General features: G+C 32.5%; 2 protein-coding genes. One reads left to right on the forward strand and one right to left on the reverse strand.

Annotation, left to right across the window (positions count from 1 at the left end; all coding sequences use genetic code 11):
• A partial coding sequence (locus IDG60_RS13415) for an acrylyl-CoA reductase family protein (protein ID WP_206160787.1) occupies positions 1–707 on the reverse strand: 707 nt, incomplete at its 3' end.
• 190 nt (positions 708–897) lie between these two features.
• Between IDG60_RS13415 and IDG60_RS13420 the strand changes: the two genes are divergently transcribed.
• Entirely contained in the window at positions 898–1413 is a 516-nt protein-coding gene (locus tag IDG60_RS13420; protein ID WP_000907311.1) for a GNAT family N-acetyltransferase, read from the forward strand.
• The last annotated feature ends 189 nt before the right edge of the window (positions 1414–1602 follow it).

The raw sequence follows: 1602 nt of genomic DNA on the forward strand, positions 1-1602 counted from the left end.
TTTGTAACATAATTAATACCTTCGCCACCAACAGGGTCTACACAAGCTTGCCAAGTTGATGATGCGAGTGGCTTTTTATGATCATCTTCAACAGGAAGTCGATCGATAACTTCTTTGGCACCAAGTTCAAGTAATTGATCGCTAACATCTTGTTTACCTGTACTTGCGATAACTTTATAACCAAGTTCATTAAGCATGAGTACTGCTAAAGTACCGACACCACCTGAAGCACCGCGAACGAGTACAGGACCATCTTCAATATTCATTCCAACTTTTTCAAGTCTTTCAATTGCTAAACCGGCAGTATAACCAGCTGTGCCATATATCATTGATTCTTCTAATGTTAAAGTATCAGGAAGCTTGATAATCCATTCTGATTTTACACGCGCATATTCACTAAAACCGCCATAATGGCTAACACCTAGGTCATAACTCGTTACAATTACTTGTTCTCCTTTTTCAAAGCCTGGTGCTTCGGATTCAACAATTGTTCCAGCTAAATCTATTCCTGGAATCATAGGATACGATTTTACGACTGCATTATGATCTTGAGTCGCTAAAGCATCTTTATAATTTATACCAGAGTAATGTACTTTAATCAGCACATCTCCTTTAGGTAAATCAGTAGGCGATAATTGTTTGAAAGTTGGTGTCACTTTACCGCTCTCATCTTTATCAATTACAAACGCTTTAAATGTTTCTATCACAACGATACATCCTCTCTTTTTCTCTTTTGAAAATACGGCCATTTTACTGGAATAAATGTATCATTTATTGATGTTACACACAATCAATACAATTTGTAATTGATTTGTGTTAATGTATTTTTAAATAGTTTTGGCTGAAAAATAACATAAGTAATATTTTGATTCGATCACTGTTTATTGGAGGATTTATATGGCTGGGATAATCAAAGAAATTTCAGAACAAAATGCTAGTGAATTAGTTGAATTAGCAACTAGAACATTTTATGACACGTTTGGTTCTTACTATGATGACAAAGATTTTGATCAATTTTTTAAAGACAATTATACTGTAGAAAAATTTACACAAGAGATTAACCATGTAGATTCATTTCATTATTTTTATCAAGAAGATGGTGCGAATGTTGGTTATATAAAGATGAATATTAATAGTGCTCAAACTGAAGAAATGGGGGAGACCTATTTAGAAGTGCAGCGCATATATTTTTTGAAAGACTTTCAAGGTGGCGGAAGAGGTTCACAATTGATAGAATTGGCCGAAAAAATTGCTCAAGAACATAATAAACATAAAATTTGGCTAGGAGTTTGGGAGCATAATCCTCGTGCTCAAGCATTTTATAAACGTCATGGATTTAAAGTGGTTGGTGAACATCATTTTCAAACAGGTGATGTAACGGATACAGATTTAATTATGGAAAAAGAGTTATAATGATTGTTTTTGCAGCAGATAAAATGAAATCATAGTAATAAATATTGTGTATGCCTTGAAATGCTAAATGCGTAATGAATTGTTAAAGTAAAATAATTAAATTTATAGAAAACATAAAATTCACAAAAATTAAATAATAATGAACAAAAATTAGGGTATAATAAAAAGAACCTTAGATTGTAGTTATGG

This window comes from Staphylococcus sp. EG-SA-2 (assembly GCF_017152085.1).